Annotated in this window: 10 protein-coding genes, 1 tRNA gene and 2 pseudogenes; 10 read left to right on the forward strand and 3 right to left on the reverse strand. The window is 60.3% G+C overall.

The features are described 5' to 3' along the window. Positions 1 to 63: 63 nt before the first annotated feature. The 6 genes from AC1DA5_RS09685 (at position 64) to AC1DA5_RS09710 (ending at position 9,254) form a co-directional block, all read left to right on the forward strand. Positions 64 to 2,019 (forward strand): DUF7059 domain-containing protein, encoded by a 1,956-nt coding sequence (locus tag AC1DA5_RS09685; RefSeq protein ID WP_480290063.1) that lies wholly within the window; start codon positions 64 to 66, stop codon positions 2,017 to 2,019. Positions 2,020 to 2,129: 110 nt separating this feature from the next. Next, on the forward strand, positions 2,130 to 5,078 hold the full coding sequence (topA, locus tag AC1DA5_RS09690) for a type I DNA topoisomerase (RefSeq protein ID WP_480290065.1): 2,949 nt from the start codon (positions 2,130 to 2,132) through the stop codon (positions 5,076 to 5,078). A gap of 61 nt (positions 5,079 to 5,139) precedes the next feature. Further along, positions 5,140 to 5,988, forward strand: a complete 849-nt coding sequence (gene tmk, locus AC1DA5_RS09695; protein ID WP_480290067.1) for a dTMP kinase — start codon at positions 5,140 to 5,142, stop codon at positions 5,986 to 5,988. Positions 5,989 to 6,080: 92 nt separating this feature from the next. Then, positions 6,081 to 7,250, forward strand: coding sequence for a DNA polymerase III subunit delta' (locus AC1DA5_RS09700; protein ID WP_480290068.1), 1,170 nt, complete (start codon positions 6,081 to 6,083; stop codon positions 7,248 to 7,250). Between the two features lie 112 nt (positions 7,251 to 7,362). Beyond that, positions 7,363 to 9,048, forward strand: coding sequence for an alpha/beta hydrolase (locus AC1DA5_RS09705; RefSeq protein WP_480290070.1), 1,686 nt, complete (start codon positions 7,363 to 7,365; stop codon positions 9,046 to 9,048). 133 nt (positions 9,049 to 9,181) lie between these two features. Beyond that, positions 9,182 to 9,254: transfer RNA gene (locus AC1DA5_RS09710), tRNA-Thr, on the forward strand. Positions 9,255 to 9,351: 97 nt separating this feature from the next. Here AC1DA5_RS09710 and AC1DA5_RS09715 read toward each other — a convergent pair. Beyond that, positions 9,352 to 9,564 (reverse strand): annotated as a pseudogene (locus AC1DA5_RS09715) (helix-turn-helix domain-containing protein); the annotation flags it as partial. Between the two features lie 94 nt (positions 9,565 to 9,658). On the opposite strand from AC1DA5_RS09715, the gene AC1DA5_RS09720 reads away from it, so the two are divergent. From AC1DA5_RS09720 to AC1DA5_RS09735, 4 genes and pseudogenes are all read left to right on the forward strand, one after another. Further along, positions 9,659 to 9,892: a helix-turn-helix domain-containing protein gene (locus AC1DA5_RS09720; protein ID WP_480290078.1), complete on the forward strand. Its 234-nt coding sequence runs from the start codon at positions 9,659 to 9,661 to the stop codon at positions 9,890 to 9,892. A 252-nt stretch (positions 9,893 to 10,144) separates the two neighbouring features. Further along, positions 10,145 to 10,336 (forward strand): annotated as a pseudogene (locus AC1DA5_RS09725) (helix-turn-helix domain-containing protein); the annotation flags it as partial. 363 nt (positions 10,337 to 10,699) lie between these two features. Continuing rightward, a complete protein-coding gene (locus AC1DA5_RS09730) occupies positions 10,700 to 11,233 on the forward strand; it encodes a hypothetical protein (protein ID WP_480290079.1) in 534 nt (177 codons plus the stop codon). A gap of 356 nt (positions 11,234 to 11,589) precedes the next feature. Next, positions 11,590 to 12,303: a hypothetical protein gene (locus AC1DA5_RS09735; RefSeq protein ID WP_480290071.1), complete on the forward strand. Its 714-nt coding sequence runs from the start codon at positions 11,590 to 11,592 to the stop codon at positions 12,301 to 12,303. 68 nt (positions 12,304 to 12,371) lie between these two features. Here AC1DA5_RS09735 and AC1DA5_RS09740 read toward each other — a convergent pair whose 3' ends face one another. Then, positions 12,372 to 12,644 (reverse strand): hypothetical protein, encoded by a 273-nt coding sequence (locus tag AC1DA5_RS09740; protein WP_480290073.1) that lies wholly within the window; start codon positions 12,642 to 12,644, stop codon positions 12,372 to 12,374. An 18-nt stretch (positions 12,645 to 12,662) separates the two neighbouring features. Further along, complete coding sequence (locus AC1DA5_RS09745) at positions 12,663 to 12,893, reverse strand: hypothetical protein (protein ID WP_480290075.1); 231 nt, start codon at positions 12,891 to 12,893, stop codon at positions 12,663 to 12,665. Positions 12,894 to 12,998: the final 105 nt, after the last annotated feature.

Below are 12,998 nucleotides of genomic sequence, written 5' to 3' on the forward strand. Positions count from 1 at the left end.
GTGCACGCTCACCCGGCGACGTCCTCACGGCCTCAGGTTGGCTCGTCCGCGTAGGCTAGGTGCATGCGAACAGATGACGTGTCGGATGCCAGCCAGCAGATTCCGCCGCAGACACCCTCGGGCGCGACGAAACCGCCGCACCCTCCCTCGGACATTGCGAAGTCGCCGCGACCGCCTGCGCTCGACGACAATCTGATCGAGGCATTGCGCCGGGACCTCGAAGCAGCTCACTTCACCGTCGATTATGTTGACTCGCTGCTCAGCCAGCAGGCGCAGAATGCGTTGATGCGTGATCAGCGCGTGCCGGCGATGGTGGAGCTTCAGCGGCTGATTGATGGTGAGTCCGCCGGGAACGCCGCAGCCGCCGCAACGTTGGCGCAGCTGTTTATCCTGGGGATGGATGTGGACTATGACCGCGTCGATGCGGCATTGCCGGCTCTGGGTAGCGCTGGGGCCTGCGCGCTCGGCCTCATCGCACCTGCCGGCGCGAGCGCGAATGTCGCCGAAACCAGCGGTGCCGACGCGAACGCGAACGCCGCTGAGACCGGCAACTCCGCCGGGAACGCCGGTGAAACCAGCAGCGATGTCGAGTCAGCCGCCGCTCCGATGCGCGCGCTGTTTGACCTGCGACCACATGCCGCCACGTTGCCAGACGGTGACCACCACTGGTGGGTGCTCTCCGATCTGGGAGAGGCCACAACAGGCAGGCCGCTTGTTCCTGACCACGTGCTCGGCATCGGCGGAGCAACGACAACGTTGCTGACACTGACCGACCGCACACCCGTTGACAGCGCACTGGATGTCGGCACAGGCTGCGGCATTCAGGCACTCTACCTGGCCACGCACTGCACCCGAGTCGTGGCGACAGACCTGTCTGAACGCGCCTGTGAAATCACCCGTTTCAACGCCGCACTGAATCAGGTAGCCATTGACGTGCGCTGCGGATCCCTGTTCGAGCCGGTCGCCGGCGAGCGCTTCAACCTGATCGTCTCCAACCCACCATTCGTCATCACTCCCGATTCGGTGCGCGCATCCGGATTGATGCAGTACCGCGACGGCGGCGCGCAGCGAGACCACCTGATTGCGCAGATCATTCACGAAGCACCCGACCACCTGACCGAGGGCGGCACCATTCAGATGCTGGCAAATTGGGAGGTCGATTCTGACTCCACCGCCACATGGTCCGATCACCCCAGAAGCTGGTTCGACGGCCTCCCCGTGGACGCGTGGGTGATTCAGCGAGACTGCCTCGAACCTGCCCAATACGTCGAAATGTGGCTGCGAGATTCCGGCGGCACGCTCACCGCCCGCGACACGTTCGAACGCGCATACGCCGACTGGCTGGCTGACTTCACCGCGGCCGGCGTCCAGTCGATCGGCATGGGACTCATTGCAGCTCGCCGCCGCCCGGATTTCGCTGAGAAGGGTCCTTCCGCCGACGGGGGTAGTTCGATTGACGAGGACGACGTGGCCGCCTCACCATCCAGTGCCAATGGGAATGAGCCGGATCGGGCGACGCAGCGCCGGCCCGCATACGTGGAATGTGACGGGGTGGCGACCGGACATGTGCCAACTGGGCGAGACATACGTCGAGGCCTTGACATTATTCAGCTCGTCGCCACCCGCGCCGGCGGAGGCAAGATCTATGGCAGCAGTGACAATGGCGGCAGCGTGGAGGGCGATAGCACCGATGGCGGAAGCGCCGACCTCCTATGGGATCTGCACGCCGTGTGCAGCCCGGATGTCACCCAAGTGCGTTATTTTGCGCCCGGTGAGGCCGACCCGCAAGTGATCGAGCTGCTCCAGGGTGGAGGTGTCGGACTGAAAACCTCGGTGAGTTCGGAACTGGCCGGCCTGGTGGGCGCTGCAGACGGCGAGCTGACCCTGGGACAGATCGTTGCCGCGATCGCAGCGCTCATGGAACTTGACCCCGGCGACCTGCGAAATCGTCTGTCGCCGGAGGTGATCCGCCTCCTCAAGTTCGGCATATTGCGCACCAGCTCACAGGACACGCCGTGAGCGAGATGCCGGTTAAACGTTGTATGGTCATCAGCGAACCACATTTCGCGGCTAAGTGAATTTCCCTCGGGACGGCGAAATGACGGACAGGCAGGAAGGAATGGAGGGACATGGGCGCGTCGAAGTTAGTCATCGTCGAGTCTCCGGCGAAGGCGGCCACTATTGGATCTTATTTAGGGCCGGACTTTCGTGTTGAAGCCTCGGTCGGTCATATCCGCGACCTGCCTCAACCGTCCGAACTGCCCGCGTCCATGAAGAAGGGCCCGTACGGTCGTTTCGCCGTCAACGTCGAAGACGGCTTTACTCCTTACTATCAGGTGACGCCTGAGAAGAAAAAGCGTGTCACTGAACTCAAGCGCGCCCTTAAGGATGCTGACGAGCTCTACCTGGCCACTGATGAGGACCGCGAGGGTGAAGCCATTGCGTGGCACCTGCTGGAAGTGCTCAAACCGAAGGTGCCCGTCAAACGCATGGTGTTCCACGAAATCACCCGCGAAGCCATTGAGCGTGCACTGGACAACACGCGCGACATTGACACCGACCTGGTTGACGCGCAGGAGACTCGACGCATCCTTGACCGCCTCTACGGCTATGAAGTCTCACCGTTGTTGTGGCGCAAAATCCGCCCATCTTTGTCGGCCGGCCGCGTCCAGTCGGTAGCGACTCGCCTGATTGTGGATCGTGAACGCGACCGCATGGCGTTTATCCGTGCGGACTACTGGTCCATCGATGCCTTCATTCAGGCTGACGAGGGTGACTTGACGGCGCGTGTGAGTGCGCTCGATGGACGTCCTGTAGCCACTGGCACTGATTTTTCCGAAGAGGGTGTGCTGTCGGACAAGGCGCGCAAAGCTCAGACAGTGGCGCTGGATGAAGGTGCAGCCGACCGCCTGGCGGACGGTCTGCGTGAGGCGCCCTCGTCGATTGAATCCGTCACGAAGAAGCCGTACCGCCGTCGCCCTGCTGCGCCTTTCACGACGTCAACCCTGCAGCAGGAAGCTTCCCGCAAGCTGCACTGGAATGCGTCCTCAACGATGCGCACGGCGCAGTCCCTGTACGAGTCCGGTTACATCACCTATATGCGTACCGATTCGACCGCGCTGTCGAGCCAGGCGATCCGTGCGGCGCGCGCCCAGGCAGCTGAACTGTACGGCAGCGATGTCGTGCCGGACAAGCCCCGTATCTACGGCACGAAATCCAAAGGCGCGCAGGAAGCACACGAAGCGATCCGCCCTGCTGGTGACCATTTCCGCACCCCCGATGAGGTGCGTTCGGTGTTAAGCCGCCAGCAGTGGGCACTGTATGACCTGATCTGGAAGCGCACAATTTCCTCGCAGATGGCGGATGCGACGGGGCATACCTCCACGATCCGTGTCCTCAGCCAGCTCACCGATGTGCTCGAGCTGCCAGATGGCACGGGCGCGCGGGAAGTGACCTCGTCCGTGTCTGGTACAACGATCACGTTCCCCGGGTATCGACTGGCCTATCAGGAAGGCCGCGACAAGGATCGCGATGAACAGGCGCTGTCACAGCCCGCCGCTGACGCAGCATCCGCTTCACAGCCTGGCTCGCAGGATGGTGCGCGCGGAGCGGAAACCCTGCTGCCTGCCGTGGAGGAAGGCGAAACTGTCACGGTTCACCACGCTGAAGCCGAAGACCATCAGACCCAGCCACCGGGGCGCTACACCGAAGCGTCACTGGTGAAAATGATGGAGCAGCTGGGAATTGGCCGCCCCTCCACCTATGCGGCAACGATTCAGACGATCGGAGACCGCGGCTACGTCACGCACCGCGGTCAGTACCTGGTGCCTACGTGGCTGGCGTTTTCCGTCACGCGCCTTCTGGAGGAAAACCTCTCTGACCTGGTGGATTACGATTTCACGGCGTCGATGGAAACCGACCTGGACCGCATCGCGGGCGGGCAGGAGAACTCGACGCAGTTCCTCACGGAGTTTTATCTCGGCAGCAGCGCAAACCAGACAGAGGCCGAGACTGCCAGTGGCGTCGATGGTCCGCGTGACGAAGTGGCCGACGCAGCGGCGGATGGGTCTTCCTCGTCGAAGCGTGAAGGACTACGCACCCAGGTTGCCTCACTGGGCGACAATATCGATGCGCGGGCGATCAACTCGATTGACTACGGCAACGGCGTGACGCTGCGCGTGGGGCGCTACGGGCCGTATCTGGAGCGCGACAGTGACGATGTGCGCGCCAACGTGCCGCCGGACGTTGCGCCTGACGAGCTCGATGAGGCGAAGATTGCCGAACTGTTCACTCAGGCAGCTGATGATGGCCGTGAGCTCGGCATCGACCCGGCCAGCGGGCATATGCTCATCGCGAAAAATGGTCGCTTCGGCCCCTACGTTTCCGAAGTTCTGCCCGAGGACGCCGACGAGGGTGACGCTGCGAAATCGACGCGTAAGAAGAAGGTGAAGCCGCGCACGGCTTCCCTGTTCAAGTCGATGGATCTGGCGACGATCACACTGGATGATGCACTGATGCTGTTGTCGTTGCCCCGTGAAGTGGGAGCTGATCCGGCAGATGGCGAAGTGATCACCGCTCAGAATGGTCGCTATGGGCCGTACCTGAAGAAGGGGAGTGATTCGCGCTCACTGGAAAGCGAAGAGCAGTTGCTGACGATCACGTTGGATGAGGCGCTGGCACTGTTCGCTCAGCCTAAGACACGCCGTGGCCGCACGGCCAGGCCGCCGTTGCGTGAATTCGGTATTGACCCGATCTCTGAGAAGAAAGTGGTGGTCAAGGACGGCAGGTTTGGACCGTACATCACGGACGGTCAGACCAATGTGACGGTGCCGCGATCCGAATCGATCGAGTCGCTGACTGAAGCCCGCGCCTTTGAACTGCTGGCTGACAAACGCGCCAAGGGGCCTGCTCCCAAACACGGACGCAAGAGCACCTCCAGAACGACCCGCAAGAAAGCCTCCACGAAGAGTGAGAAGACGACGCGTAGGAGCGCCGGGACTGGTGCGAAGAAGTCGTCGGGCACGTCCAAGGCTTCAGCGTCGAAGAAGAACTCCTCATCTGCGGATGGCGACCAGTAGTGCGTCGGCCTGAACAGCGTGCATGTACGCAAATGCCGGTGCCTCGTGCAAAGATAGGCTCATGAGCACTTCCAGCGGGGATTCGCGGCGCAGGCGCGGCCTGTTCATCACCTTCGAAGGCGGTGACGGTGCAGGTAAAACCACCCAGATCGAACACGTCAAAGAGTGGTTTGATCAGGCTGGATGCGTCTCGTTTGTGACCCGCGAACCGGGTGGAACTGACATGGGTAACCAGCTGCGTCAGCTCATTCAGCACGGACCCGAAGACGTGGATCCGCGTACTGAAGCCCTGCTGTATGCGGCTGACCGCGCCTACCATGTAGCAACCGTGATCAGACCCGCGCTTGCGGCCGGTCAGGTAGTGCTGGCTGACCGATTCATTGACTCGTCAGTGGCCTACCAGGGCGCTGCGCGCGAACTGGGCGTGGATGAGGTACTGGCCTTGTCAAAATGGGCGACGGAGGACCTGTCGCCGGATCTGACATTGCTGTTGGATTTGCCCCCCGAGGTGGGTGCCAGACGAGGGTCGGCGTCGCACACCGCTGACCGTATCGAGCGTGAATCAATGGACTTCCATGAGCGAGTGCGCCACGAATACCTGCACCTGGCAGATCGCTACCCAGACCGCATTGTCGTCATCGACGCGGTCGGCACCCCTGAAGAAGTGTTCCGCGAGATCAGAGGCGTACTGGAGGAACGCGTTCGACCCGCATTGGGTCTCCTCGTCAATCATGAGGCGCACGATCAGGTCGAGCTGTCTGCGACCGAATCACCCCAGCCGAACTCGCCTGCGCCCGAGCATGCAGCATCGCAGACAGGCGATGAGGACCAGGCTGGAACGATGGTGGCGGCTTTGCTGAAAGAATCCCAGGGCACGTTGTGGGAAGGTGACAGTGAGGGACTGCTGTGATGAGCCCGACGTGTTGCAGCGGTGTGCCCACCAGCGGGTATCAGCGCCTGTACGAGGCCTGTGCGCCGGTATCACTGTGAGGCAGGTGAGCGATGAGCGTATGGGATGACATTGTCGGTCAGGAAAAGGCCGTCGCCACGTTGCAGGAAGCTGCCCGCGCCGCCCGCCACATCGTCGAGGGCAACAGTGATCGCAGCACCCACTCCATGACCCACGCATGGCTCGTGACAGGGCCGCCGGGTTCCGGGCGATCCAACGCTGCGCTCGCATTTGCCGCGTGCCTGCAGTGCACAGGAAGTGAGATCGGGTGCGGCACGTGCCCAGGATGTGTGACGACAGTGGCTCGAACAAACGCTGACGTGCTGAGTGTTGCCACAGAAACCAGCATTATTACTGCAGAACAGGTGCGCGACATCATCATGCGCGCCCAGGTGGCGCCCTCGCAGGGCCGCTGGCGCGTCATCGTTATTGAAGACGCGGACCGCATTCAGGAACTCTCGTTGAATATTCTGCTCAAGGCTATCGAGGAGCCTCCTGAGCGCACCGTGTGGGTGCTGTGTGCACCAAGCCCCGAAGACATGATCACCACCGTCAGGTCACGCTGCCGACAATTGTCCTTGCGCATCCCATCGGTTGACGCTGTGGCTGGTCTGCTGGTCCGGCAGCTCGGCGTGGATATGAACGTGGCGCGCGAGGCGGCGCGGGCAGCGCAGTGCCACATCGGGCGGGCGAAAGCCTTGGCGCGTGACCCCGAGGAGCGCGATAAGCGCCGTCAACGCATCCGCGCTGCCATTCACGTTGCCTCAGTCGGTGAAGCCGCTGTCGCCGCCCATGACCTAGTTGAGATGGCGAAGAGTGACACGCAGACGGTTGCCGAGCAGCGCAACACGGAAGAAGAAGCCAAGTTGCGCTATCAGCTCGGCATGGTCGAGGGCGACAAGATGACGCCGCATGTGCGCTCACAACTGCGCCAACTGCGTGAAAATCAGACCCGCCGCATGAAACGCTCACTGACCGACATGCTGGATCGGATCCTGCTGGACGTGATGAGCGTGTACCGCGATGTCCTCATGCTGCAGCTTGGTGCGAATCAGGATCTGATGAATGACGATGTCGCGGAGGTGATCGAGCGTATCGCCCGCACCTCCAGTCCGGAGCAGACCCTGGTACGCATCGACGTGATTGACCAGGCGCGCACCAGACTGACCAACGGTGCGAATCCACTGCTCGCAATGGAAGCAATGGTGGTGGCGCTGCGCTAGATGTGCGTGGCGTCCAGCCGGAGGGTGCGCGACCGCATCGACACTGTCCGTGAACCGGGAGGCCCCGGCCTCCTACTGGGGTAGGCAGCTGAATCATTGTTAGTCTTGACCCATGAAAACGCGTTCACGCAACATCGTGATAGTTCTGCTCGCCATACTGGTCGTCGTTGCGCTGGCAACTGTCAGTGCCGTGCTGATCGTTGGACACGACCGCAAGAGCGGTGGATCTGCCACTCACCAGCAGTCAGCCGTGAGCGAAGATGGTCGCACGGTCATCACCTCGGGATCAACGTTCAGCGACACTTTGGGTGACCTGCCGGAACCAACCATTGAGGGCTTCTACCAGCAGAAAGTCAACTGGCGTGAATGCACTGATGACGACCTCAAACAGATGGAAGGCTCGCAGCAGTCATCAGACGGATATGAGTGCGGCGCACTGTATGCACCGTTGGATTGGGACCAGCTCGACGGCGATGTGATTGCACTGGCGCTGGCCATTCACCGCGCACCGCAACCCGAAGGCGCATTGTTCTATAACCCCGGTGGGCCCGGTGGTCCGGCAACTTCGATCTTGCCCTACATTGCGAGCCAGGGACTGTCGATGGATCTGGCGGACCGCTTTGACATCGTGGCATTGGATCCGCGCGGAGTCGGCCAGTCCACGCCGGTTATCTGCCTGACAGACAAAGAACGCGATGAAACGGCCGCAATGTCCGACGATCCAGCCGATCAATCCGACAGCACCCAAGAGCCCACCCCGCAGGAAATTGTTGAGGATCTGAAGGCTGAATCCGCCAAGCTGGCAGCTGGATGTAAGGAACACAGCGGCTCCCTGGCCGAGCACGTCGACACGATCTCAGCTGCCAAGGATTTTGATATGGCGCGAGCCGCCCTCGGACAGGACAAACTGACCTATCTGGGGTACTCATACGGCACCTACCTGGGAGCGACGTACGCCGAGCTGTTCCCCGACAAGGTCGGACGCATGGTGCTTGACGGTGCGCTCGACCCGTCGCTCAGTGTTGACGAGGTTGAACGACTGCAGATGCAGGGGTTCGAGGACGCCCTCGCAAACTGGATTAAAGTGTGCTCCGCATCGTCGGACTGCCCGGTGGGGTCAAGTGTTGACGAAGGACTGGAGACTCTGAACGCGTTCTTCGATCAACTGGAAGAAAAACCGCTTGAGACGCAGGATCCTAACCGACCGCTGACGTCTTCCCTGGCCTTCAGCGCCGTGATCGGCCTGCTGTACGACACGCAGTTGCACGATGCGTTGACCCAGGGGCTGGATATGGCAATCAAGCAGGACGATGGGTCAACGATGCTGGCGCTCGCAGATCTGCTGATGGAACGCAACGCTGATGGCACGTACCAGAATAATTCGATGGAAGCAATCAGCGTGATTAACTCCCTGGACTATTCTCCGGTCGGAGACATTGAGCAATGGGCTGCTGCAGCGGAGAAGATGAAAGCTGAGCTGCCGTTCATGGGTCGTTTCGCCGGGTATTCCTCTGCCGCTTTGGAAGGCTGGCCCATTGAATCTACGCGTGAACGCGGACCGATCCACGCTGAAGGCACCCCGGAGATTGTTGTGGTGGGAACGACGCACGACCCCGCCACGCCTTATGTGATGTCGCAGGCGCTTGCCGACCAGCTCAGTAAGGGCGTGCTGGTGAGCTGGGATGGATGGAATCACACGGCGTATTCGCGCGACGGGTCGCGGTGCGTGCGTGATGCTGTTGACGGTTTCTTCCTCAACGGAACCGTCCCGCAAGACGGTCTTCAGTGCACGGATTAGGCACTAACCTTTGTGCGTGACGCGCTCCACCTGTCGAGCATTTGTCGCAGGCGTGGGTAGTCGGCTACAGTAAACGTCGTTGCCTATCAATTGATGCGCGTGGCGCAGCCACGTAGCGCTGATAGGGAAGGCGGCCACCTTAGCTCAGTCGGCAGAGCGATTCACTCGTAATGAATAGGTCGTGGGTTCGATTCCCACAGGTGGCTCTGAGATAGCCCCCGCGAAAGCGGGGGTTTTCGTATTTTCCGGATTGAACGGCGCGGGTATCCAGCCTCCAAATCCGTCCATTGTTGGCAGCAGGTCTACAGCTTTCACATGTAGATATGCGGCAACGAGATTCAGCTCTTCAACAGTCCACGCAACGTGTCCGTTCAGCTTCCTGCTCATCGTTGCGTGAGACACTCCAATAGCATCGCCAAGTTCTTTACGTGTGACGTGCTGAGCAAACATTACTTGATTGACGCTCATGCCAAGGGCTTTGTCGTGGTCTAGCGTCGCCGTTACTGTTCCATTCATAGAAGAAAGTGTATCAAGTGTTCAGCAGATGCACAATATGCACTTGAATGATGTGTCCTTGAGTGGTTAGATATGTGTCATGACTGTACACGACATGCACATAACGACCGAGAGTGATCTACTTTCTGCTGCTGAGGCGGCGCAATTGCTTCCCTCAACGTCTGCTGCGTCTCTTATGCGTTGGGCGCGTGCGGGGAAGATTCCTTGTGTTGAGCTTCCTAGCGGTCGTCGGTTTTTCCGTCGTTCGGATGTTGAGGAGATTCTGACGCCTCGCGTTCCCGCCCGTAATGAGATCGTTCTTTCTGGTGGTGGGTCTGGTGAGTGTTGAGGCGGTGCAGTGGGCTTGGCGTGTTGAGTGTCGCCGGTTGAGTGACAAGCTTGTTCTTCTGCGTTTGGCGTGGAAGGCGGATGACGGTGGGGTTGTTCGTGTTGATCCGGTGTTGGTGTCGGGTGTGACGGGTTTGGGTGTGGCGCGTGTTGAGGCGTGCTTGTCGTCTTTGGAGCGTTCGGGTCTTATTGAGGCGCGTCGCTGGTCTGATTCGGGCTGTTGGTCGGCTCGCTTGTTGTTAGGTGGTGCGGTGTGAGTTTTAGGGCTGTTGCGTGGGCGTTTGATCGGATTAAGGGTCTTGGTCAGGGCGAGAAACTTGTGTTGTTGGCGTTGGCGGAGTTCGCTAACGATGAGGACGAGACGTGGCGTTCTCGTGAGGAGATTGCTCAGCGGGCGGAGTGTTCTTTACGGAGTGTGGCTTCGCATTTAAAGACGCTGGATGAGTATGGACTGGTTTCGCGTGTCCCGCGCTATTCGTGGTGTGGGGATCGGTTGGGCGCGTGTGCGGATAAGCCAGCGCATAAGCACCGGTCGGGCACGACGTATCGTCTGCACTTGAATGTGGAGGGGAGTTTCGCTGAGTCCACAGATGCAAATCTTGCATCTGTGGACTTTTTGGCGGAATGTAGCGGTTGTGGCCACACATGCAAATCTTGCATGTGTGGAGACGATGAGGGTTCCACAGATGCAAATTCGGGTAGTCCACAGATGCAACAGGTTGCACCCATATGTACATATAACCCCCATTTAAACCACCAAACCAAACCTAACCAGACCGAACCCGTGCGCGAGCGCGAGGAAGCGCCGGTGGCGCACGAGGTTGAGTCTTGTGGTCCGGTTGGGTCTGGTGTGGATGATGAGATTGATTCCCCGTTGGTGGTGGCTGATGCGGGGTTGATTGCCGAGTGTTTGCCGTCGCCTTTGAGAGTGTTGGATGCTTCTGGTGCGGTTGCGGTCACGCAGGTTTTGCGTGAGTGTGTGGGCGCGGGTTGGCAACCGGCTCAGATTCGCCAGGTGATGGATCAGGCTTTGCCTGCCAATGTTGGCCGCTTGTCGCGCTTGGTGTGTTACAGGCTTCGGGCGAATGTGCTCAAGGGTGAGCCTCCAGCGCGTAGTGCGGACGAGGATCCGAGGGTTCGGCGTGAGCGTGAGCGCAAGGCGGCGGTTTTGCGTCAAGAGCGTATCGATGCCCTAGCCCAGGTTGAAAGCACGCCTGTTGATCCGGTGTGGGATCAGGCGTGGGGTCAGGTTGTGGCTGAGAACCCGGGGGCGTCTCGTGTGGAGCAGTTGCGTTTGACTGAGGCGCTGTACGCGGTGTTGTGTGGGGGTGAGTCGGCGTGAGTGTGTCGTGGCCGGTGTGGGCGCGTGGTGTGAAGGGTTTAACTCCGTCGCAGTCGCTGGTGTTGTTTGAGCTTGCTCGTTTGGCTGATGCGCGTGGCGTGGTGATTTGCGGCGTTGAGCATTTGGTGGAGGCTACGGGCGCGGCGCGCCGTAGCGTGTTTCGCGCGTTAGCTGGGTTGGAACAGCGTGGCGTGCTTTCTCGGAAGATGCGCTATAGGGCCGGCAAGCAGGCTTCTTCACGGTTCGTTTTGCATGGGGTGGCGACTCATAGCCGGGCGATTGCTAGCGATGATGCTCACGAGGGCGCGACGATGGTCGGGTGTGAAGGGGGCGCCTGGGCGTGTGGGAGCGCTCCTGTGTTGCGTATTTCAGATAATGAAGGTCTGCGAAGGACTCTTGAGCAGACCGCGTCTGAAGGGTGGCGCGGAGCGGCGGCGCAGTGTTTGGCGGCGACGTTGCACCAGGTGGGGGCACGCCAGTTTTCTAGCGCGATTTCGAAGGGGGTGCAGTTTTCGGGCATGTCGTATCCCGAGGCGGCTGCTGATACGTATGGGATCGCGTGGGAGGTGGCGATGACGTGCACGCAACAGCTTGTGGAGGCTTCTAGCCCGTGGGCGGTGTGGACAACGATTGTGAACCGGCGTTGTTTTGTTCGTGATGATGTTTCTGGCGTGGAGGAGTTGGTTGAGCCAGCGATGATGCCTGAGGTGGGTTTGCGTCCTGGGATGGGCCAGGAGGGCGAGGTGTGGGTGTCGGTCGATGATTTTGGCGGTCCGCTTGGTCGCATGGTTGAGGCTCTGATCGAGGCGGGCATGAGTGAGACTTTGGCGTGGGCGGGCACGCTGCGCGTGGCAGAACTGGCGGTGAGCGATGCGTCAAGGCGGCACCGGGCGGCGAGTGTTGATCCGCGTTTGTCTGATCTGGGTGTGAGCCCGGATGCGGGCCGGGCATGGATGACGATGCTAGTTGGTTCTCGCCGGGGTGTGAAGGGTAGTATTTTAGAGGCTGATGATGAAGCGTTAGCGTTAGCGGCTCGCGAGGTGGTTGAGGCTCTGACCCCCGTAGCCTAATAGATGTGACGCGCGTTACTAGGGGGAGTGTGAGCAGGGTGCCATTGTGGCACTCTGCTTTTTGGTTTTTATAGTGGTTTGAATTCGTCGTTGATTTGTTGGATGACGTCTTCGTAGTTGGTGTCTCGTCCTACTTCCACAGCGTTTGTGGTTACGGTGATGAGGATGCGGTAGAAGATTCTGTTTTCGTTTGGGTTAAAGCCGTATTGGTAGGCCAGTTGTGTTCCCTCGGTTTTCGCTGTCGGGTAGTCGTGGGCGATGAAGTATCTGCTTCCAGCCTGGTCAAGGGTTTTGCCCTCGAATGTGACGATGTATTCGTTGTGGTGTTCGAGTTGCTGCATGTGGTGGTGCTTCTCCAGTTAGTAGATGGTGATGGTGCCCGAGTTTGCGAGTCCGTCACAGCTGGTGGTCCATGATTGTGTGCCGAGTGGGATGCCGGTAACGGTGGCGTATGCGGTGCCAGGGATTGAGGTACTGGCCGCCCCGCCGGTTCCGCCGATGCTGATGCTGCATGTGGCGTAGCCGCTGCCAGAAAGACTGATTGAGAAGTTCGCGGCCCCGCCTCCACTGGTGTTTACCGAAGTGTTCATTGATGTCACTCCAGCAGGAGCCGGGGCAGGTGTTGGCGTTGGCTCAGGTTCGGGTTCGGGAGCCGGGGCAGGTGTTGGCGTTGGCTCAGGTTCCGGTTGGGGTGC

Source organism: Pauljensenia sp. C0254C2, assembly GCF_056583835.1.